General features: G+C 50.9%; 14 protein-coding genes. 12 read left to right on the top strand and 2 right to left on the bottom strand.

The window, feature by feature from the left end; translation table 11 throughout:
- Positions 1–136 precede the first annotated feature (136 nt).
- The 4 genes from JW499_RS03895 (at position 137) to JW499_RS03910 (ending at position 12773) form a co-directional block, all read left to right on the top strand.
- The gene (locus JW499_RS03895) at positions 137–4930 is read left to right on the top strand and encodes an NAD-glutamate dehydrogenase (RefSeq protein WP_205209367.1); all 4794 of its coding nucleotides are present in this window, start codon (positions 137–139) and stop codon (positions 4928–4930) included.
- 431 nt (positions 4931–5361) lie between these two features.
- Positions 5362–6831 (top strand): sodium/proline symporter PutP, encoded by a 1470-nt coding sequence (gene putP / locus JW499_RS03900; RefSeq protein ID WP_205209368.1) that lies wholly within the window; start codon positions 5362–5364, stop codon positions 6829–6831.
- Positions 6832–7129: 298 nt separating this feature from the next.
- Positions 7130–10753 carry a bifunctional proline dehydrogenase/L-glutamate gamma-semialdehyde dehydrogenase PutA gene (putA, locus tag JW499_RS03905; protein ID WP_205209369.1) on the top strand — a complete coding sequence of 1208 codons (3624 nt, stop codon included), beginning with the start codon at positions 7130–7132 and terminating at the stop codon, positions 10751–10753.
- Positions 10754–11153: 400 nt separating this feature from the next.
- Positions 11154–12773: a putative bifunctional diguanylate cyclase/phosphodiesterase gene (locus JW499_RS03910; protein ID WP_232846228.1), complete on the top strand. Its 1620-nt coding sequence runs from the start codon at positions 11154–11156 to the stop codon at positions 12771–12773.
- Positions 12774–12791: 18 nt separating this feature from the next.
- Here JW499_RS03910 and JW499_RS03915 read toward each other — a convergent pair whose 3' ends face one another.
- Positions 12792–13505, bottom strand: a complete 714-nt coding sequence (locus JW499_RS03915) for a TatD family nuclease-associated radical SAM protein (RefSeq protein WP_205209370.1) — start codon at positions 13503–13505, stop codon at positions 12792–12794.
- 169 nt (positions 13506–13674) lie between these two features.
- Between JW499_RS03915 and JW499_RS03920 the strand changes: the two genes are divergently transcribed.
- The 5 genes from JW499_RS03920 to arsJ are packed head-to-tail and all read left to right on the top strand — an operon-like array spanning position 13675 to position 17576.
- Positions 13675–14019 (top strand): metalloregulator ArsR/SmtB family transcription factor, encoded by a 345-nt coding sequence (locus JW499_RS03920; protein WP_205209371.1) that lies wholly within the window; start codon positions 13675–13677, stop codon positions 14017–14019.
- Positions 14020–14033: 14 nt separating this feature from the next.
- Positions 14034–15023: a permease gene (locus JW499_RS03925; protein WP_205209372.1), complete on the top strand. Its 990-nt coding sequence runs from the start codon at positions 14034–14036 to the stop codon at positions 15021–15023.
- Positions 15024–15057: 34 nt separating this feature from the next.
- Complete coding sequence (locus JW499_RS03930; RefSeq protein ID WP_205209373.1) at positions 15058–15294, top strand: thioredoxin family protein; 237 nt, start codon at positions 15058–15060, stop codon at positions 15292–15294.
- A gap of 56 nt (positions 15295–15350) precedes the next feature.
- On the top strand, positions 15351–16361 hold the full coding sequence (locus tag JW499_RS03935; RefSeq protein ID WP_205209374.1) for an ArsJ-associated glyceraldehyde-3-phosphate dehydrogenase: 1011 nt from the start codon (positions 15351–15353) through the stop codon (positions 16359–16361).
- Between the two features lie 3 nt (positions 16362–16364).
- Positions 16365–17576 (top strand): organoarsenical effux MFS transporter ArsJ, encoded by a 1212-nt coding sequence (arsJ, locus tag JW499_RS03940; protein ID WP_205209375.1) that lies wholly within the window; start codon positions 16365–16367, stop codon positions 17574–17576.
- 8 nt (positions 17577–17584) lie between these two features.
- Here arsJ and JW499_RS03945 read toward each other — a convergent pair whose 3' ends face one another.
- Positions 17585–18535 (bottom strand): cupin-like domain-containing protein, encoded by a 951-nt coding sequence (locus JW499_RS03945; RefSeq protein WP_205209376.1) that lies wholly within the window; start codon positions 18533–18535, stop codon positions 17585–17587.
- 254 nt (positions 18536–18789) lie between these two features.
- Between JW499_RS03945 and JW499_RS03950 the strand changes: the two genes are divergently transcribed.
- From JW499_RS03950 to JW499_RS03960, 3 genes are read left to right on the top strand one after another with little or no spacing between them, the layout of a single operon-like run.
- Entirely contained in the window at positions 18790–19311 is a 522-nt protein-coding gene (locus tag JW499_RS03950) for a dimethylamine monooxygenase subunit DmmA family protein (RefSeq protein ID WP_205209377.1), read from the top strand.
- A gap of 56 nt (positions 19312–19367) precedes the next feature.
- Positions 19368–20270 (top strand): PDR/VanB family oxidoreductase, encoded by a 903-nt coding sequence (locus tag JW499_RS03955; protein ID WP_232846222.1) that lies wholly within the window; start codon positions 19368–19370, stop codon positions 20268–20270.
- 12 nt (positions 20271–20282) lie between these two features.
- The gene (locus JW499_RS03960; protein WP_205209379.1) at positions 20283–21302 is read left to right on the top strand and encodes a heme-dependent oxidative N-demethylase family protein; all 1020 of its coding nucleotides are present in this window, start codon (positions 20283–20285) and stop codon (positions 21300–21302) included.
- Positions 21303–21323: the final 21 nt, after the last annotated feature.

The raw sequence follows: 21323 nt of genomic DNA on the forward strand, positions 1-21323 counted from the left end.
ACTTATATGGTGGGAATAAAAAATGGGGTGTCAGCGCCAACCCTCTGTTTCTTGGGCGTTGTATCAGCCGATACAGGGAATAATAACAATCCGGTACCTGCCGGGCGTCGCGAGTGCTATCTGGAGTCTATACAAAATGCATGATTTATTGGGACTGACCAAATCTCAGATTATCGATCTGATCAGCGAAAAGCTCTCTGCTCAGGCGAGCAAGAGTCTGCAAGCATCGATGCAGCTGTTCACACAAAAGTTTTTTAGTGTCGCTGCGCCGGAAGAGCTGCAGAGCCGTTCACTTGAGTATCTTTGCGCTACTGCGTTGTCATACTGGCAACTGCTGCAGGATTACAAAGCGCCAGACCCCGATGTCAGAGTTTTCAACCCCGACTACGAGCAGCACGGCTGGCACTCAAACCATACGGTGATACAGGTTCACAATGTGGATGTACCATTTCTGGTGGATTCCGTCAGAATGGAGCTCAATCGTCGTGAGCTGGCGATACTGAGCATTAATAACTGTGTTCTGGCATGCGAACGAACCCGTACCCACAAACTTAAAAATCTTAAATCTGCCCGTGAACGCGATGAAAATACCCAGGTTGAATCGCTGATCTATCTGGAAATTGAACGTCACTCCGATCAGGCAACTCTGGATGAGATACGTGATGGTCTGTTAAGGGTACTGGCTGATGTGAAAGCAGTGGTCGATGATTTTCTGCCTATCAAAGAGAAAGGGCAGGAAATTAAAGAGGAGTTGCGGCTGCGTGATGCAAACAACCCTGAGATTAAAGAGATCCGCAAACTGCTGGACTGGTTAATGGATGAGAACTTTATCTTCCAGGGCTATGAAGAGGTTGCTATTCGCCAGGAAGAGGGAAAGGTTTTTGCTGATACGGTTAAAGGTTCACAACTGGGTACCCAGCGCAACACTCCGGTATGTAAAGAGCTGAGCCATCTGGAGCAGCAGTTTGTGCTGGCTGAGAAGGTGGCAATGTTCAGTAAAGATGTGGTGCGCTCCACAGTCCACCGGCCAGTGTACCGGGATCTGGTCATTATTAAACGGTTTGATGAGCAGGGCCGGGTGTGCGGAGAGTGCCGCTTCTACGGCCTGTATACCTCTTCGGTCTTTCTGACCAATCCGTTGCGGATTCCTGTGGTGCGGCTGAAACTGATCAGTATTCTTTCTGAGTGCGGTTTTGAACCGGGTGGTCACAGCCATAAAGCGCTGGTGCAGATCCTGACCGATATGCCCCGGGAAGAGCTGATTCTGGCACAAACCAGCGATCTGAAGCAGACCAGCTTTGGTATCTTTAATATGCAGGAGCGTCGTCGGGCCTGCCTGTTTGTCCGCCAGGATACAAGTAAGCGTTTTTATTCCTGTCTTTACTATATACCCCGCGACCTGTACACCACCAAGCTGCGAAACTCGGTATTAAACCTGCTGTATAAAGGGCTACATGGGCGGGATTATGAAGCTAACTCTCAGATCTCTGAATCGGTTTTGTCACGCACCCATTTCGTTATCTATGCCGATCCTGATCAGCAGGTTGAAGTAGATCTGAGAGCCATTGAAGCCCGGATTCTGGAGGTTTCACGCTCCTGGGATGATGATCTGAATATCAATCTGATTGAAACCTATGGTGAGGAGAAGGGCAGCCGCTTTGTCAACCGTTTCAGTGGTGGCTTCAGCTCCGCTTATAAAGAGAACTTCTCCACGGGTAACGGAGTCTATGATCTCCAGCATATCTCTTATCTGCAGTCGCCGGATGCAATCGCCATGAGTTTTTACCGCTCATTTGAAGAGGCAGAAGGGATTCTGAAGTTTAAGCTGTTCAGTGTTGATCGTCCCCTGGTGTTGTCCGAAGTAATCCCACTGTTGGAAAACCTGGGGCTTAAAGTGCTGAGTGAACACCCTTATGTGGTGACTGACCGGGATGGTAAACAGTTCTGGATCAGCGATTTCCGGGTTAGCTATGGGCCGCAGGCCGTGGTTGAACTGGATAAGGTGAAAGTGATTCTGCAGGAAGCCTTTGCCAGGGTCTGGGATGGGCAGGCTGACAGTGATGAGTTTAACCGTCTGGTTATTTGTGGCAACCTCAACTGGCGTGAAGTCGCCATGCTGCGCGCCTATGGCCGCTATATTAAGCAACTGCGTTTCGGCTTCTCTCAGCCGTTTCTGGCAGATGTTCTGGTGCGTAATGTTGACATTAGCCGGCAGTTGGTAGAACTGTTCCGCTGCCGCTTTCAACCTGGCCAGCAGAATCCTGGTCAGGAAGAGAAAATCGAGCAGAATATCCTCAGCGCTCTGGACGGGGTTAGCAGCCTTGATGATGATAAGATCCTGCGTCGCTTTATGGTGGTCATTAAAGCTACCCTGAGAACTAACTTCTACCAGCTGAAAGAGGGCCAGGAGAAGTCATACTTCTCATTCAAAATTGATTCTCAGTCAATTCCGGATATTCCGCAGCCAAAACCTAAATTTGAAGTATTTATCTATTCACCCCGTATTGAGGGGGTACACCTGCGGGTGGGTAAGGTTGCCCGGGGTGGTTTGCGCTGGTCCGACCGGATGGAGGACTACCGCACCGAGGTGCTGGGTCTGGTGAAAGCTCAGCAGGTGAAAAACTCGGTCATCGTGCCGATGGGCGCCAAGGGCTGCTTTATCTGTAAGCGGATGCCGGATACCGCTGATCGGGAAGTGATTCAGGCCGAGGGTATCGAGTGTTATAAAACCTATATTCGCGGCTTGCTGGATATCACCGATAACCTGATTGCCGGAGAAGTGGTTCATCCTGAATCGGTGGTGCGTCATGACGAGGATGACCCCTATCTGGTGGTAGCCGCGGATAAGGGCACCGCAACTTTCTCCGATATCGCTAACTCGATTTCCGAAGAGTATGGTTTCTGGCTGGGTGATGCGTTTGCATCCGGCGGAAGTCAGGGGTACGACCATAAGGGAATGGGGATTACTGCCCGGGGAGCCTGGGAGTCGGTTAAACTTCACTTCCGGGAGAAGGGGGTCAACACCCAGGCTGAGCCGTTTACTGTGATTGGTATTGGTGATATGGCGGGTGATGTGTTTGGTAATGGTATGTTGCTCTCTGAAACGATCAGTCTGGTGGCGGCGTTTAACCACATGCATATCTTTATCGATCCCGATCCCGATGTTGCCAGCGCATTTGTTGAACGTAAACGGATGTTTGAACTGCCGCGATCCAGTTGGGCAGATTATAACAGCAAGCTGATCAGTAAGGGTGGAGGGGTGTTTGCCCGGTCGGCCAAATGGATCGATATTTCACCCCAGATGAAAAAGCGTTTTGCGATTTCAGCTGATCGCCTGGCCCCGAATGATCTGATCAACGCCTTGCTGAAAGCCCCCGTCGATATGTTGTGGAACGGCGGTATCGGAACCTACGTTAAGGCGACTCAGGAAAGCCATGCCGATGTGGGTGATAAAGCCAATGATAGCGTGCGGGTCAATGGTTGTGAGCTGAGATGTAAAGTGTTGGGCGAGGGGGGCAATCTGGGGTTCACCCAGTTAGGACGGATCGAATTTGCTCTCAATGGCGGTTCGTCTAACACCGACTTTATCGATAATGCCGGCGGCGTGGACTGTTCCGACCATGAAGTGAATATCAAGATTCTGCTGAATGAACTGGTCAGCCAGGGTGATATGACGATGAAACAGCGTAATCAGCTGCTTCGTGATATGACCGATGATGTCGCAGAGCTGGTGTTGAAAAACAACTATCGACAGGCGCAGGCACTGAATATCGCTGAGACCTTTTCCAGGGAGTCTCTCGATGATTATATCCGTCTGATTAAGAGCCTGGAGCGGGAGGGAAAACTGAATCCGGAGCTGGAGTTTTTACCCACTGAGAAACAGCTGATACAGCGTCGCGAGCAGGGGCAGGGGTTAACCCGGCCAGAACTGTCAGTGTTGATCTGTTATGCGCGGATTGAGTTAAAGCAGGCTCTGATTAATTCCTGGATTACCGAGGATGAAGGTTTTTCCAAAGAGATGGAAACGGCGTTTCCGGCGCGTTTGCTCAAGGAATTTCCTGAGGCAATGCATAATCACCGTCTGCATCGGGAGATCACCGCCACTCAGATCGCCAATGATCTGATTAACCGGATGGGGATCACCTTTGTTAACAACCTTAGTACGGCTATCGGTGTCAGCTATGCTCAGATTGCAGCGGCATATATGGCCGCCCGTGAGATCTTTAATATTGAGCATCAGTGGCAGCAGATTGAAGCACTGGACAATCAGATACCAGCGGATCTGCAGGTTGCCATGATGCGGGATCTGATTCAGCTCCTTGGCCGGGGGACACAGTGGTTGCTGAGACACCATCGTGACAGTCTCAGTATGCAGGGTTGTCTGGAGGTTTATAAACCAGCCATTGACCAGGTTGTGGTTTCTGATAAACAGATCCACAAAGTGATTCCAGCCGACCGTCTGAAGGAAAAATATGAGAGTTATACTGGTGCGGGAACTCCGGGGCAGTTGGCAGCTTTCTGTGCCGCCAGTGAAAATATCTATTGGTTGCTGGATGTGATCGATGTTGCCCGCGAAACCAGCGAGGATGTTGAGCAGGTAGCGAGCACCTATTTTGGTGTGGGAACCAGCCTCAATCTGATCTGGCTGGATAAGCAGATCCGTCAGTTTGTTGCGGTTAACCATTGGCAGGCGCTGGCCAAAAATAGTTATCGGATTGAACTGGATAACCAGCATCGGGCACTGACACTGAAAGTGCTTCAGACAGGGGAGCCGGGAAGTAGTGTCAAGCAGCGGCTGGAGCGCTGGCAGCAGGAGCGGGCGGTGCACCTGGAGCGTTGGCATTACACACTCAAGGATATTCAGAATACCAAACTGATTGATTGTTCGATTTTCGCAGTGGCGCTGAGTGTGCTGCTCGAACTTCGTTAACGCAACCGTCATTGTAAAAAGCGGAGCCGGCATCTGTCGGCTCCGCTTTTTTATGTCGGACAAACAGGTATCTGTGATGGGGGACTCTGTTTGAATAAAAACCTACAAAATCTCACTCAAATAAAAGGATGTTCTTTTATTATTGTTTAAATAGGAAAAAAGGCTGCTTTTTGTTCTGTAAGCTATGTCGCTTCACTGTCTGCATTTGGGTACTGGATTGTATCGCAGCACAGACTCTGTGTTTCAGCGTTTGCTCACTGAGGTGGCAGATGGGGGGGGCGGGCTTTCTGAGCCTGTCTCTGAAACATACAAAATGCCGGTGGTGATACCGGTTATAACAATAATTGAATCTGCAACCTGTGCACTGTCCGGCTATGTAGTTGGCCCGCGCGGATGTGGTTAGCAGATTCTAAAATCGATGAGGCTTATGCATGATAATAACACTGACCTTTATTATCTATCTGGTTCTGATGTTGGCGATAGGGGTTGTTGCTTATCGTCGCACCAAGGATCTTTCTGATTATGTACTGGGGGGGCGGAATCTCGGAGCATTTCCCAGTGCGCTGAGTGCCGGTGCATCCGATATGAGCGGCTGGCTACTGATGGGATTGCCAGGTTATGCAATGTCTGCAGGTTATGGATCGTTCTGGCTGGCGGGTGGTCTGCTGGTGGGAACATGGCTGAACTGGCTGGTCGTTGCGCAGCGACTGAGGGTTTATTCCGCGCAGGCTGACGATTCGCTGACGTTACCAGCATTTTTCGAAAAGCGTTTTAATGACAGTAGCCGCAGTCTTCGTGTCGTATCGGCCTTCTTTGTCCTGGTCTTTTTCCTGTTTTACACCAGCTCAGGTCTGGTTGCAGGTGGCAAGTTGTTTGAAACGGTATTCGGATTCGATTATACCCTGGCCGTATTGCTGGGTGCTGTTGCTGTTATCTCCTATACGTTGTTTGGTGGTTATCTGGCGGTTTGCTGGACCGATGTGGTGCAGGGCCTGCTGATGGTGGGCGCCCTGTTACTGGTGCCCCTGTTTGCCATTGGTGAGCTGGGGGGGATGAGCCAGACGCTGGAGGCCGTCAACGCCAAGAATCCTGAATTGTTGAATATGTTTACCGAGGCGGATGGCAGCTCTATCACGCTTATCGGGACGTTGTCGCTGCTGGGTTGGGGGCTGGGCTATTTTGGTCAGCCTCACATTCTGGCGCGATTTAAGGGGATTTCCAGCAAAGACGCTGTGCCTTCCGCCCGTCGTATTGCCGTTATCTGGTCTGCTTTTTCCATGGCTGGGGCCTGCCTGATCGGTCTGGCTGCCATTGGTTATCTGCCTGATGGTCTGGGGGATAATGAGACCGTCTTTATGGTTATGGTCGATGCGCTGTTCCATCCGCTGATTGCCGGGATTCTGCTGGCGGCGATTCTGGCGGCCGTTATGAGTACTGCAGACTCTCAGCTGCTGGTGTCCTCCTCTGCACTGGCTGAGGACTTCTACAAAGCCCTGTTCAATCAGGAGGCTTCCCAGGAAAAACTGGTCATGGTTGGTCGTTTTGCGGTGATTGCGATAGCGGTCATCGCGACTTTTTTTGCGCTGGATAAAGATTCCAAGGTGCTGAGTCTGGTGTCTTATGCCTGGGCTGGCTTTGGGGCAGCTTTTGGGCCGGCCCTGATTATGTCGCTGTACTGGAAACGCATGAATACAGCAGGAGCGCTGTCGGGGATTATTGTCGGTGGTGTTACGGTGGTGGTATGGAAGCAGCTAAGTGGTGGATGGTTTGATCTTTATGAGATTATTCCGGGTGTCGTGTTTGCGTTTATCGCTATTGTTGTTGCAACGCTGGCAACAGCAGCACCGGCCCGATCCGTGACAGAGCGTTTTGAAAGTGTCGTAGCGGAAATAAAAGACTAGACTTATTCTGAATAGCATAAAGCCCCATTAGGGGCTTTTTTTATGTCCGCAGGATGTTTTTCAGCGTGATTCTTTGGGGTTAATTGTCTAAATATTTTTGATCTGGTGAGACTTAATTTTTGTTTTTGTTTAAAAAATATGACAATTATTTAAAAAAAATAACTTTATAGTGAAAACGACTTTATGGGACTGTTTAGAATGGGGTACATGAATCGTTCTTGCAGTGAAAATGGGTAAATACGCAAACAGCAGAACCAGAGCTGAGCTGTTTTCAAGCAGATTTTTAAAAGGTGAAACTATGACAAAAACAACTGACCAGTGCCGTACCGAAATACGTGAGCACTACCTTGCAAACGAGACTCAGGTTATCCGTGGTCTTATGGCAAATGCGCGTATGACAGCAGAAGATCGTAAGCAGATCTCTGCCAATGCTGCGCAACTGGTAACCACAGTTCGTAATGAAAGTTCGCCTTCAATGATGGAAAAATTTCTGGGTGAATACGGCCTGACCACAAAAGAGGGTGTAGCCCTGATGTGTCTGGCGGAAGCACTGCTGCGGGTGCCTGATTCAATGACAATTGATGCGTTGATCGAAGATAAAGTGGCATCGGGTAACTGGGGTGAGCATCTGGGTAAATCCAAATCTTCACTGGTGAACTCCTCAACCTGGGCGTTGTTGCTGACGGGTAAGCTGATTGCGCCTGCTGAAGATAAAGGTGTTACGCAGACGCTGCGTGCTATGGTTAAGCGCCTGGGTGAGCCCGTTGTGCGTACTGCCGTGGGCCAGGCGATGAAAGAGCTGGGACGCCAGTTTGTACTCGGCCGTACGATTGAAGAAGCGACCAAGAATGCCCGTAAACTGGAAAAACAGGGCTATTCCTATTCTTACGATATGCTCGGTGAAGCCGCGCGTACCGATGCCGATGCGGTACGCTATCATCAGGCATACAGTGTTGCGATCGGGAAGCTGGCTCCGGCGTGCATCCATTCTGATATCCGCATGAATCCAGGGATCTCTGTTAAGCTTTCTGCGCTGCATGCCCGCTATGAGTTTGGTCAGAGAGAACGGGTCATGACTGAACTGGTTGAGCGTACTAAAACGCTGGCCCTGCAGGCGAAAGAAGCCAACATGGGCTTCAATATCGATGCTGAAGAGCAGGACCGTCTGGATCTTTCTCTGGATATTATCGAAGCGGTTCTGTCCGATGAGGCTCTGGCTGGCTGGGATGGCTTTGGTATTGTGGTACAGGCTTTCGGCCCCCGTGCCTCTTTTGTGCTTGACTGGCTTTATGCCCTGGCGACCCGCCTGGATCGTAAAATTATGGTTCGTCTGGTGAAGGGGGCTTATTGGGATGCTGAGATTAAGCGCTCTCAGGAGCTGGGCCTGGATGGTTTTCCGGTGTTCACCCGGAAGGTCAACTCCGATGTCTCTTATCTGTGTTGCGCCGAAAAACTGCTGGCGATGACCGATCGCATTTACCCACAATTTGCCACTCACAATGCCCACTCTGTATCCGGTATTCTGCATCTGGCACGTGATCTGGATAACAAGCAGTTTGAGTTTCAGCGCCTGCACGGCATGGGTGAATCATTGCATGATACGGTGTTGAAAGGTGAAGGTACCCGTTGCCGTATCTATGCACCGGTAGGTGCTCACCGTGATCTGCTGGCCTATCTGGTACGCCGTCTGTTGGAAAACGGTGCCAACAGCTCTTTCGTCAACCAGATTGTCGATACCCGGATTAAACCTGAAGATATCGCCCGTGATCCGTTTTCTGTGGTTGAAGCGATGGGGGAGAATATCAGCAGTACGGCTATCTCCCGCCCGGTTGATCTGTTTGGCGACAAGCGTAAGAATGCAAAGGGCTGGGATATTACCGATCCGGTAACCATTGCAGAGCTTGAAGCGCAACAGGCTGAGTTCAAAACGGCACAGTGGCACGCAGCTCCGGTGATTGCAGGTGCTTCACAGGGGGGCGAAAGCAGTGCAGATTATAACCCTGCATTGCCTGAAGACTGTGTCGGTCAGGTAGTCACGGCATCCCCTGAAGATATTGAAACGGCAATTGTTGCCGCGCAGAATGGCTATGCAAGCTGGTCACAGAAAAGTGCTTCAGAACGCGCTGATTGCCTGCGTAGGGTGGCTGACCTGTTTGAGCAGAATGCACCGGAACTGTTTACACTGGCGACCCGTGAAGCGGGAAAAACCCTGCGTGATGCCGTAGGCGAAGTGCGTGAAGCGGTGGATTTTGCCCGTTTCTATGCCAACGAAGCTGAGCGTAATGAGTCTGCAGGTGAAGCGCGCGGTGTGATTACCTGTATCTCTCCCTGGAACTTTCCGCTGGCTATCTTCTCCGGTCAGGTTCTGGCTGCCATCGCTGCCGGAAATGCCGTTCTGGCTAAACCCGCCGATCAGACTCCTTTGATTGCAGCCCGGGCCGTTGAGCTGATGCATGAAGCCGGGATTCCTGCCGATGTGATCCAGTTGCTGCCGGGTAGTGGTGTTGCTGTCGGTGCCCCGCTGACCTCAGACAGTCGTATTGCGGGTGTCTGCTTTACCGGATCTACGGTGACGGCACAGCGGATCAACCGGGTGATGGCGGAAAATTTGGCTCCTGACGCACCGCTGGTGGCTGAAACCGGTGGAATGAACGCGATGATCGTCGATTCCACTGCACTGCCTGAACAGGTAGTACGCGATGTTCTGGCGTCCTCTTTTCAGAGTGCCGGACAGCGCTGTTCCGCGCTGCGGGTTCTCTATCTGCAGAAAGATATTGCCGACAACCTGCTGGAGATGCTGTTCGGTGCAATGGATGAGTTGCGACTGGGTGATCCTGCACTGCTGAGCACTGATGTAGGCCCGGTCATCGATCAGGCTGCAAAAGCTAAGATAGAGGCTCATTGCGCCAAGTATGCGGCCAGGGGACGGGTACTGAAATCTCTGTCAATCCCTGAGCAGGGGCTGTTTGTCGCACCAGCTGTCATCAAACTCGACAGTATCTCTGAACTGGAAGAGGAGATCTTCGGACCGGTGCTGCATGTTGTTACTTTTGAGGCAGAAAATATCAATAAAGTGGTCGATGCGATTAACGCCACCGGGTACGGTCTGACCTTTGGTCTGCATACCCGGGTCGATAACCGTGTAGCGCAGATCTGCAACCGTATCAGGGTCGGTAACATCTATGTTAACCGTAACCAGATCGGGGCCATTGTGGGTTCCCAGCCATTTGGTGGCGAAGGCTTGTCCGGCACCGGACCAAAAGCAGGTGGACCTGAGTACGTGAAGCGCTTTATGCAGACTGAAACTGCTGCATCGGTTCCGTCTAAGCTGATTCCGGCGGTTACCGCGGGGGCCCTGCAACCGGCCATTGATAGCCTGAACAACAGTAAGTGGGCTATGGACACCCGCCGGATTGAAAAGCTTAAAGAGCTGTTCAGCGGGGCGGATATCCTGTTCTCTTCACTGGAGCATGAACCCCAGCCAATGCCCGGGCCGACCGGGGAGCTTAACGTGCTTTCCACCCATGCCAGGGGCACTGTGCTCTGTCTCGGACCCGATCTGAAAAGTGCTATGCATCATGCGCTTCTGGCTCTGTCACAGGGCAATGCCGTTGTGGTTATCGCTCCCGGGGCTGAGGCTGAATGTCAGGCCGCTATCGCCGGTGGTTTACCGGTCCGTGCGATCAGTGGGTTAGTGGAGCCTCAGGCTTTGGCGACAGTATCCGGGTTCGCTGCGGTTGCCAGCTGTGCCGACACGGTTGTTCTGCAAGCTTACCGTGTAGCTCTGGCGTCCCGTGACGGGGTGTTAATTCCCCTGATTACTGAGCGTAATGCATCTGAGCGTTTCACTCTCGAACGTCACCTCTGTATTGATACTACTGCTGCAGGGGGGAACGCCAGTCTGATCGCAGCATCTGAGTAACTCACGGCTGCTCAGGTGATCTCTCAGTGAAGTATCGCTGCTATTTTTCAGTGATACTTCATCTCTGCAATCCTTTCTCCGCGGGATTGTTGATCTGTCGGAATAGTGTGTTTCTATCACCGGCTTTTGTGCCCCTCCCCGTGAGGGGTTTTTTTCGTTCAGACGTCACTCATTCCCGGTATAAGCAGTTCACCATTTCGTGTAATACCCTGATTATTTATATCCGGTCTTTCAGTAGGATATGAGTCAGCCGGGTGAAGGGGGTATTTCAAACACTTCAGCTATACAGGATTGAGTACATTTTCAATCTGAGAGTTTTCCAGGTGGGCGTTTAGTGCTAATCTCGGGTACCCGCTGTTTTAACAGAGGGTTTTACAACAAGGAGTTAGTTGTGGCGGTGATGAAAGGATCGACCAGTGATTTTCTGCATAATAATGTCAAGGTATTCCGTTCCCGGGTGTCTAAAACCGCCTGGCAGGGGATCTCTGTTGCCCTCCTGGCGCTGATTATCGCCAACGTTACCGTGGCGTATCTTGAGTTCGGTACTGTCAGCATTACCAGCATAGTTGCCGTTCAGAAGACTAACTTCGCACTCTGGATTCTCGATGGGATCCCCTTTGTATTCGCCTTCTGGGGACAGTATTCCAGTACTGTACTCGCTTATGAAGCCAGCGCTATGGTGATGGATCAGACTCAGGAGCTACGGGATAAAGCCGATAGTTTTGAGAAGCAGGCCCGTCACAGTGTGACCCATGATCTGCTGACCGATCTGCCAAACAAAGAGCTGTTTTATGATCGGGTTGAACAACTGATCGTTTCACCTCGCGGGCATACTGTTTTTTCTGTGCTTCTGGTGGAGGTTTCCAACTATAAAGAGATCAGCGATACCCTGGGACGCAACAGCAGTGACAGCCTGATCAAGCAGATTGCTGTGCGTCTTGAAAGTGCCTTTCCTGCACCGTTTACCATCGCCCGACTGGAAAATAACACCTTCAGTCTGCTGGTGAATGAAAATATGGATGAGAAAGCGGTACTGGAGCTGGCAGATAGTGTTCACCGGGTGCTACACGATGTGTTTTATATCGAGCAGATCAAACTGGCGGCTCAGGTTAATGTGGGTATTGTGCATTTTCCCCACCATGGTACGGATGTTGATACGCTGGTCCAGCGAGCCGGGATTGCGCTCTATATGGCTCAGAACGCTAATAAGGGCAGTGCGGTATACGATTCCTCGTTTGATGCTCACAGTCCCAAACAATTAACACTGATGAGTGAGCTTCACCATGCGATAGAGAACCGCGAGCTGGAGCTTTTTTACCAGCCTAAAATCAGCGTGTTGGATAATCGGGTGGTGGGCGCTGAAGCCCTGGTGCGCTGGAATCATCCTAAGTATGGTTTACTTAATCCGGACCAGTTTATCCCGCTGATGGAGCGCTCCGGGCTTATCCAGGGGTTAACCATATGGGTGATTCAGGAAGGCTTTGCTCAGTGTGCCGAATGGCATCAGGCTGATCTGGGGGTTGCGCTGTCGATCAATCTTTCCGCTAAAGATCTCAATAATCCAGAGTTGCCCGATCTTATCTCTGGTATTAAAGGGGCTGTTGGTATCAACCCGGCGTGGATAACGCTGGAGATTACCGAAAGCTCAATCATGACCGACCCTGATGCCGCAATGGCCATTATTCATCGTATCCATGATATGGGGTTTCAGTTCTCTATCGATGACTACGGCACCGGTTACTCATCGCTCTCTTATCTGAAACGTTTGCCTCTGAAAGAGCTCAAAATCGACCGTTCATTTGTTGCCGATATTTTGCGTGATGAAAGCGATGCCGTTATCGTAAATGCCACCATTAACCTGGCGCATAACCTGGGGTTAGAGGTGACAGCAGAAGGGGTGGAGGATATGGAAACACTGGCTCTACTGAAACAGGAGGGGTGCGATCTGGCACAGGGTTTCTGTCTGGGAAAACCGATGCCCCAGGCGGAGTTTGTTCAGTGGTGTCGGGAAAGAGTTTGACTCGTTGTTACTCACCGCTTAACCGACAATATCCAGCTCCCGTTGCTTAAACGTTACCCCTCGCTGTCGCGCAAGTTCTTTGCAGGCGTCGATATCGACCCCTGCCAACCCGTTGATTGCACTGGCGCTGACATCATTGATGTACTCGGGTGCCAGGGCAACAAACTCCAGCATTGCCGCATATGAACCCGGGAGTATGGGTTGACAGTGGCGGATGTAGACGGCTTCATTCTGGGCATTCAGGGAGATAGATAAAGCATCGATACACTGGCCCAGCTCTGGCAGAATGTTACGCTTATTTACCAGATTACCGAGGCCATCAGTATTTAACCGGGTTTGTCCACCGTTCAGCTTAATCCAGTGAGCGATCTCCAGTAGCGGTTTAAGACGCAACGTAGGTTCTCCATAACCGCAGAACACGACACAATCATATTGTTTGGGATCCCCGATCAGATCGATGATCTGTTGTGCCTCAGGTCTGACTTCCAGCGCCAGATTGTAGCCTTTTACCTCAGTACTGCCGTTATGCTTTGGGCAGAACTGGCAGGCCAGAGTGCAACGGTCGGTCAGATTGATATAGAGATTATTTTCAATCTGATAGACCAGCGTTTCATCCGTTGGAACGGTCTGATGCTGTATCGGTTTATTAGGCTTAAGCTTTTCAGTTGCGACCTTTGCCGATGAAGTGTGCTCAGACAGGTATTGTTCTGCGCTGTTTTTCAGAGAATGCATGAATCGATCCGAAAGAGTGTGAGCGACAGAGAATAGCATAACTGATGCCTGGGACGATGACTGGTGTCAAGGAGCCATCATTCGGGGGCCGATTCATCAAACCTTCACTTTTATATCTGTGATTTTGTATATATGATTATTCATATATGTGGTTTTGGGTATATTTATTATGCATCCTGTTGATCTGTTTAAGTGCCTTGCGGATGAGACTCGTCTGAAATCGGTGTTGCTGATTAAACAGTACAAGGAACTGTGCGTTTGTGAGCTGATAGCCGCGCTTGAGCTGAGTCAGCCGAAAGTATCCCGCCACCTGGCGCAATTGAAAAAAGCGGGTGTGCTCAGTGACCGGCGTCACGGCCAATGGGTATTCTACCGGATCAACCCGGACCTTCCAGGTTGGTGCCGCAATATTCTCTGGGAAACTCTGGTGACAAACCCGGACTATATTGCTGAAGAGAAACTGCGTTTAACTCAGATGGGCGAACGTCCGGACCGTAACAGAACATTCTGTTAAACAGAGGAGGCTCCATGTTCGAGATATTCACCCGCTTAGCCGACTGGCTGGTCTACCACCTTGCGGATTTGTCAGCAGATACCAGGATGGGACAGGCGCTGCACTTCTTTGTTGAAGATACGGTAAAAATCTTTGTCCTGCTGGTGGTGATGATCTACCTGATCGCACTTCTGAGGGCGTCACTCAATGTTGAACGGGTGAGGGATTTTCTGGCTGGAAAACATCGTGGAGCAGGCTATCTGATGGGCGCTGGTTTTGGTGCGGTGACACCTTTTTGTTCCTGCTCCAGTATCCCGGTTTTTCTAGGGTTCACTTCAGCTGGGATACCGGTGGGTATCACCATGGCATTTCTGCTGACCTCTCCGTTGATTAATGAAGTTGCGGTGCTGCTGTTGTTAAGTTTGTTGGGGTGGAAGTTCACTGTTGTTTACATCCTGGTGGGGATGACTGTGGGAATTGCCGGTGGTTTTTTTCTCGACGCCATTAAGGCTGAGCGCTGGTTACAATCCTTTGCCGCAAAAGCACTGCAGCAAGGTCGGCAGAACCGTCCTGCAGGGGCTGCTGCCGCTGCAACACTGTCGATGGCAGAGCGGCATCAGTTTGCCCGCGATGAAACCCTGGAGATCTTCGGCCGGGTGTGGAAGTGGGTGATTATCGGTGTTGGCCTGGGGGCCGCACTGCACGGATTTGTCCCGGATGGCTGGATTGAAACCCATCTGGGAGATGGCCAGTGGTGGACTGTGCCTGCGGCGGTAGTGGTAGGCATCCCGCTTTACTCGAATGCGACCGGTGTTATCCCGGTGATGGAGAGTCTGATTACCAATGGTCTGCCGATCGGCACAACCCTGGCATTCTGTATGAGTACAGTGGCGGCCAGTTTTCCTGAATTTATCCTGCTGAAGCAGGTAATGCAGTGGCGTTTACTGGCGCTTCTGTTCGTTATGTTGTTATGTGCATTCACCCTGATCGGCTGGATCTTCAATTTTCTTTTCCCGGTGTTGTGATTGTTGGGAAAGGCGATAAACCAAGGAGTGCGTTATGAAAAACATCAAAGTATTGGGTAGTGGCTGCACTAAATGCACAAAAACCGCCGAGCTGATTGAGAAGCTGGCGAGGGAACTGGGCGTCGAGGCGACGGTGCAGAAAGAGACCGATGTTCAGGTGATTATGGCGTACGGGGTTATGCGGACACCGGCCGTTGTGATCGATGAAGAGCTGGTGCACAGCGGAAGTATTCCAACGCAAACAGAGGTCACAGCCTGGTTGCAGAGCTGAATGACAAAATAATAAGCGCAACTTTAATGTGATACCTGGTTATTAAGGGGGAGGGGATGGCAATAAAAGTGGGTATTAACGGCTTTGGCCGGATGGGACGATTAGCGCTACGGGCCGCCTGGGAGTGGCCGGAGCTGGAGTTTGTGCAGATCAATGATCCGGAGGGGGATGCTGCAACACTGGCTCATCTGCTGATGTTCGATTCCGTACATGGGATCTGGAAACATACAGCGATAGCGAACGCTGATAATAGTGAGATGCTTATTCAGGGTAAGCGGTTGCACTGCACCCGGAACCGAGCGATAGAAGATACCGACTGGTCTGGCTGCGATATTGTGATTGAAGCCTCCGGGGTGATGAAGAGCAAAGCGAAGTTACAGTCCTATCTTGATCAGGGTGTTAAGCGGGTGGTGGTGACAGCACCCGTGAAAGAGGAGGGGGTGCTGAACATTGTCATGGGGGTGAATCACCATCTCTATGATAAGGCGCTCTATCCGATTGTTACTGCCGCTTCCTGTACCACCAACTGTCTGGCGCCGGCGGTCAAAGTGATCCATGAACAGCTGGGTATTAAGCATGGCTCAATGACGACGATTCACGATATCACCAACACCCAGACGATTCTGGATGCGCCCCATAAAGATCTGCGCCGGGCACGGGCCTGCGGTAGCAGTCTGATACCCACGACCACCGGTTCAGCAACTGCGATCACCCATATCTTCCCGGAGCTGAAGGGAAAACTGAATGGCCATGCGGTACGGGTACCGCTGGCAAACGCTTCGATTACTGACTGTGTCTTTGAACTACAGCGGGGCACGACGGACACTGAGGTCAATCAGTTGCTGAAACAGGCTTCAGAGGGCGAGTTAAAGGGGATACTGGGCTATGAGGAGCGGCCACTGGTATCGGTGGATTATAAGACGGATCCCCGTTCCTGCATTGTTGATGCGTTGTCGACGATGGTGGTCAATGATACCCAGCTAAAACTCTACCTCTGGTACGACAATGAATGGGGCTATGCCAACCGTACGGTCGAGCTGGTGCGGCTGGTGGCAGAACAGGAGTAGGTGGTGTCCACTGTATTATCCCGGTTGACGCCACAACTGCGTCAGTACCTCATCGTGACCGGCAATTACTGGGCCTTTACCCTGACGGATGGCGCGCTGCGGATGCTGGTGGTGCTGCATTTTCATCAGCTCGGTTACAGCCCGTTAGATATAGCGCTGCTGTTTCTGTTCTATGAATTTTTTGGCGTTGTCACCAATCTGTTGGGTGGCTGGCTGGGGGCGCGTATCGGCCTTAACAGGACGATGAATATCGGTCTGGGGATGCAGGTGGTGGCGCTGGGGATGTTGTTAGTTCCCGCCGCGATGCTCACCGTACCCTGGGTCATGCTGGCGCAGGCGTTGTCGGGTATCGCTAAAGACCTGAACAAGATGAGCGCTAAAAGTTCGGTTAAGCAACTGGTTCCAGCCAGTGCGCAAGGCATGCTGTATCAGTGGGTAGCGATACTCACCGGCTCAAAGAATGCCCTGAAAGGCGCTGGTTTTTTCCTGGGAGGCGTTTTGCTAACGCTGCTGGGATTTCAGGGCGCAGTGCTGGCAATGGCGGTTGTTTTGGCGCTGGTGTGGTTGCTGAGCCTGGTGTCGTTGAAACAGGAGCTGGGGCGGGCGAAAAACACGCCTAAGTTCAGTCAGGTCTTTTCTAAAAGCCGGGCCGTTAACACCCTTTCGGCCGCCCGCATGTTTCTGTTTGGTGCGCGGGATGTATGGTTTGTGGTGGCGCTGCCGGTCTATCTGGCCAGCACTATGGGCTGGGATCACTGGTCCGTTGGCGGCTTCCTGGCGTTGTGGGTGATCGGGTATGGCATTATTCAGTCAGTTGCGCCCTATTTCACAGGTAAAGGTTCCGGTCATATTCCCGGAGGACGGGCGGTTTTTTTATGGGCTTTGGGCCTGTTGCTATTACCTGTTTTGATCGCAGTGTCACTGAGCAGTCACTTTTATCCTCAAACCGTTCTGTTGACTGGCCTGATGATCTTCGGCGGAGTGTTTGCTATCAATTCATCGCTGCACAGCTATCTGATCGTTAGCTATGCCCGGGAGGATGGCGCTTCAATGGATGTTGGTTTTTACTACATGGCCAATGCGATGGGGCGGCTGCTTGGTACGGTGCTGTCCGGCTATCTGTTCCAGATCGCCGGATTAACCGCCTGCCTCTGGGTATCGGCACTGTTTCTGGCGATAGCTGCGCTAATCTCTCTGTACTTGCCGTCGCGTTGAAGTTGATGCTATGGCAGGGATTTTTGTATTTTTTTCGGCTTAGAAAGCGTTTTTGTATAGGCTTTGATTTTATTTAGATGAAGCAGGGTTTTGCCCAGTAAAATGGCTTCTTTAGCGATATGTTTAAACAGATCAGTTTTTGAGATGTTGTAAGGCGTTCTGATCAGTTCCTGATAGCGCCAGCTGATTTTGACATACCCTGGTGCATGCTTATTGAACTGTTTAAGCATCGTTCTCACGAGCTTAAATCGATGATTTTTAAGGTAATCATTGATTATATAACGCTCAACCTCTCGTTTAAGCGTTGCTGATGTAGCCGTGGTTTCTTTTTTAGTAAACAACCAGTTCAGATTAATGTTTTCGACATCGCAGGCAACAACTTTATGGAACCATACGGGGGGGATGTAGAGAATATCACCCTCATTGATAACGAAGCGGGTGAAAACCTTGCCGTTAAGTATTTTGTCGTCATCGCCTTTTATAATGGCAAAGTTGGTATATGGATAGCAATCAAGTGGGGTATGCGGGGATACAAGGACCCACTCTTTTTTTCCTTTCACCTGCACATTAAATACATTAACCAGGCTACCATCATAATGCCAGCTGGAGACATGTCCTTTCTTATGGATCCATAAACGCAGATGCTGAGTTCGGGGGAATACCAGTGGAGAGTCCAGACTCTGATTGACAAAATCAGGCGTGGTGTAGTCTTCTGTCAGTGAATCCCGGTCCATCCAGTACCAGAGTGATGCAGTGGATGCAGAGGGTTCCTGGGATAGTTTTTCATGCAGGTAATGTTCATTCCAGCACTCACGGGCGTGCCACTCCTTTCCGACACCCTCAATGATTACCGGTATCTCAGGTGTTAAGTATCTCTCTGAGAGTTTTTCAAAAGAGATATCTGATGATTCACGCGCGATTTCAAAGAAACCACTATTCTGCGTTGGCAGAGTCTGCATAAGCTTGCCTGGTCATTACTGGAAACATGAAGGCTAATATGCCTTATAGAGGGTGTTTAATCTATCTTACAGCCATTAAAAAATTGCACTTGCTGGACAGGTTGCTTTTTTCACTGTTCAGACCCATTGCCCGTTACCCCTTTTGAAGTACCTCTTCATGACAATTGAGGGGGCCGTCTACCTCTCATAATATTCTTATCAGGAATTTTATTTGCACATCATGATGCTAACCGGACCTTATCAGGAGGGCTCAGATGCAGACAGAACAATTGAATGGGGTTGTCAGCAAACCGGCATATTCACCGGTAATACTCAACCCGAAGTCCCGCTTTCATCTCTTTATCGCTGAGCAGGCTGTTACCGGTGAGATGCAGTCGCTTTTTGATGGCTGTGGTGTTGAGAAAGAGATTGCGGTGTACAGCGATGCCAGTGATTCCCGGTTGCTTGAATCACTGGCTGCTATTCCATTAACAGGCACTCTCTATCTTGCCGGCACTGAGCCTTTTATCTGGCGGGTGGCCAGCCATGCACGCCAGGCAGGTCTGCGCCCTGATCAGATCAGGATGATGGCGCCAGTCAGTCGCGAGCGACATCTGTTTTGCTGTCACTGTTACCAGATCACTGAGGGGGTGACCTATTCACCCTTCATCTGCAGCGGGTGTGGCCTGAGTCTCGAAGTCACCGATCATTTTGCCCGTCTTCACAGCGCCTATTTTGGCTATCAGGCAAATGCAGAAGACTGCAGCGATATGCCAGAGAAACGGGAGGTGAGCTGATGAGTGTTATCGATCAAATCTCTGTAAAGGTAAGCGCTGTTAGGCAGGTTGCGCCGATGATCAAAGAGTTTTCCCTCGAAGCAATCGATGCTGAGCTGGTGCCTTTTTCGCCTGGTGCGCATGTGGTTGTGACGATGGCTGGTGCTGAGAACGAGCCAACCTATCGCAATGCCTATTCACTGATGAGCAACCCTCAGGATAATAGTCAGTATCGCATAGCGGTTCGACTTCAGGAGGATTCCCGTGGTGGTTCACTCTTTATGCATCACCAGATAGCGGTGGGAGATCAGTTGATGATCTCACCCCCGGCAAATCTTTTCGCGCCGGAGTGGATGGCGAAGAAGCATGTCTTATTTGCCGGAGGGGTTGGCATCACTCCTTTCCTGTCCTATTTGCCGGAACTGCAGCAGCGTGAGAGTGAGTTTGAACTTCACTATATGTTTCGTAGTAAACAGACCGGAGCCTATAGCGATGAACTGTCGGAAACCTTAGATAAAAATTGTAACAACTATGATGCCGATAAAGGGAGCCGCTGTGATATCGCTGCGGTGATGGCAGAGCAGCCACTGGGTACACATTTTTACGTCTGCGGTCCACAATCTTTGATTGATTCTGTTCGGGCCACTGCGGACGAAATGGGCATTCCTGCCAGTGCGGTTCATTGGGAAGAGTTCGCTGGCGCGAAACCGGGTCAGCCCTTTGTGGTGGAGCTGAGTCGAAGCGGGATCGAACTGGCCGTTGCTTCTGATAGTAGCCTGCTGGAGACCCTTGAAGGTGCTGATATTGAGATCCCTAACCTTTGTCGTGCTGGTGTTTGTGGCCAGTGTGTCTGCAAGGTAGCCGAGGGTGAAGTGGAACATCGGGATAGCTATCTGAGTGAGCCTGAGAAACAGTCGGGCCAGGTGATGATGCCCTGTGTTTCCAGGGCCGCAGGTGAGCGACTGGTTTTAGATATTTAGGAGAACAGAGCAATGCGTGTAGCACCGAAAGAGATTCAGAGTTTTCGTGATGATTTTACCTACAGTAACAGTGCTGAAGCGATAGAACGTTTCCCCTTTCCTTTCGCTGAAGATGAGTATCGTTATTCGGTCAATATGGAACCTCATCTGCCAAAAGGCGGGGAGGGTTCTGCCTATGAGCATTTTCTCGATATTGATGAGCATTATCTGTCGGAGATGGCGGAGCGGGAGAAGGTTCTCGAGGAGATGCCGCACCGTTGTCTGGCGATGCCCCATATGGATCTTGCCTGCTGGGATATGATTGAAAGGATCATGGTATCTCTCTCAGAGGATTACCCGGACTATTTCAGTCTTATTCGCAATGGTGATCACTGGAGCTGGGAAAATAAACTATTGAATATTAAGGATCAGTTTACCTTTGGCGACAGCAGCTCGCTACCGCTGCCGCCGCTGGATTATATCGGTCGTCAGATGCAGGGAGATTTTGCTTTGCTGGATCAGCGCGAAGGCGATCTGTTCCTGGATGCTGGTATGATCACCTGTCCGGCAGACTGGTCGCTGGCCTTTGATGCCGGGATGAGCTTCAAAGAGTGGCATGGTCCGGTACCGATGGCCCACGGAGAAGGGATCTTTGAGCGGGCGCTGAAATACCTGATTGCGATCCCGGTGGGCAAACCGGTACGTCGTCTTAACTGGACCCTGACGGTGAATGCCCGAATGGATACCTCACCAGAGAAATATCATGAGTGGGGCCATGAACGAACGACTGTAACTCCGGAAAATGTGGGGGGAAAAGTGTATCTGCGGGTCGAGTTACAAGTGTTAGACCGCATGCCCCGCAGTAATGCGATGATGTTTAGCATCCGTACTTATCTGCTCAGTCTTGAAGATCTGGTGACCAATAAAGAGTGGGCCGTACGGATGCACCGGGCGCTGAAAACCCTGCCGGAGCCATTGATCAACTACAAAGGATTAACACGTTTTCACGGGACTGTAGTGGATTATCTGTCGCAATTTGATCCTGTGAACTGATCTTTTGGCAGGGCTGCTCAG

Origin of the sequence: Amphritea pacifica, assembly GCF_016924145.1 — a bacterium.
Classification (GTDB): domain Bacteria; phylum Pseudomonadota; class Gammaproteobacteria; order Pseudomonadales; family Balneatricaceae; genus Amphritea; species Amphritea pacifica.

Bases quoted from the DNA above. Each gene is read 5' to 3' on its own strand.
- JW499_RS03950 (WP_205209377.1), top strand. From the start codon at position 18,790: ATGCAGACAGAACAATTGAATGGGGTTGTCAGCAAACCGGCATATTCA.
- JW499_RS03945 (WP_205209376.1), bottom strand. From the start codon at position 18,535: ATGCAGACTCTGCCAACGCAGAATAGTGGTTTCTTTGAAATCGCGCGT.
- JW499_RS03930 (WP_205209373.1), top strand. From the start codon at position 15,058: ATGAAAAACATCAAAGTATTGGGTAGTGGCTGCACTAAATGCACAAAA.
- putA (WP_205209369.1), top strand. From the start codon at position 7,130: ATGACAAAAACAACTGACCAGTGCCGTACCGAAATACGTGAGCACTAC.
- JW499_RS03895 (WP_205209367.1), top strand. From the start codon at position 137: ATGCATGATTTATTGGGACTGACCAAATCTCAGATTATCGATCTGATC.
- JW499_RS03925 (WP_205209372.1), top strand. From the start codon at position 14,034: ATGTTCGAGATATTCACCCGCTTAGCCGACTGGCTGGTCTACCACCTT.
- putP (WP_205209368.1), top strand. From the start codon at position 5,362: ATGATAATAACACTGACCTTTATTATCTATCTGGTTCTGATGTTGGCG.
- JW499_RS03935 (WP_205209374.1), top strand. From the start codon at position 15,351: ATGGCAATAAAAGTGGGTATTAACGGCTTTGGCCGGATGGGACGATTA.
- JW499_RS03910 (WP_232846228.1), top strand. From the start codon at position 11,154: ATGAAAGGATCGACCAGTGATTTTCTGCATAATAATGTCAAGGTATTC.
- JW499_RS03915 (WP_205209370.1), bottom strand. From the start codon at position 13,505: ATGCATTCTCTGAAAAACAGCGCAGAACAATACCTGTCTGAGCACACT.
- JW499_RS03920 (WP_205209371.1), top strand. From the start codon at position 13,675: ATGCATCCTGTTGATCTGTTTAAGTGCCTTGCGGATGAGACTCGTCTG.
- JW499_RS03960 (WP_205209379.1), top strand. From the start codon at position 20,283: ATGCGTGTAGCACCGAAAGAGATTCAGAGTTTTCGTGATGATTTTACC.
- JW499_RS03955 (WP_232846222.1), top strand. From the start codon at position 19,368: ATGATCAAAGAGTTTTCCCTCGAAGCAATCGATGCTGAGCTGGTGCCT.